Origin of the sequence: Bradyrhizobium nitroreducens, assembly GCF_002776695.1 — a bacterium.
In the GTDB taxonomy this organism is placed as follows: Bacteria; Pseudomonadota; Alphaproteobacteria; order Rhizobiales; family Xanthobacteraceae; genus Bradyrhizobium; species Bradyrhizobium nitroreducens.
Genome location: NZ_LFJC01000003.1, coordinates 5,652,774 through 5,653,006, shown reverse-complemented (window position 1 = coordinate 5,653,006; position 233 = coordinate 5,652,774). Strand labels below are relative to the sequence as shown.

General features: G+C 63.9%; 1 protein-coding gene. It reads left to right on the top strand.

Annotated features, from left to right (window positions below):
* On the top strand, positions 1-233 hold a 233-nt coding region (locus tag TSA1_RS40740), incomplete at both ends, for a hypothetical protein (protein WP_245448419.1).

Sequence of the window (233 nt, the reverse complement as noted above, 5' to 3'; positions counted from 1 at the left end):
ATTACGTGACGCTGAGCGGAGATTACATCACGCTGAACACGTCGGGCGCGCGCACTGTGACGATGACCGGCTATAGCGACACGGTGACGCTGAGCGGCAGTGCGCTGACGGTGAATGTGAACGGGCTTCGTGACACGGCGACGATCCTGAGCACCGGCGCCGTCGTGTCTATCGGCGGGACGAGCGACACGGTGAGCGTGTCGGGCTCGACCGTGTCGGTCGGGGTTGCCAAT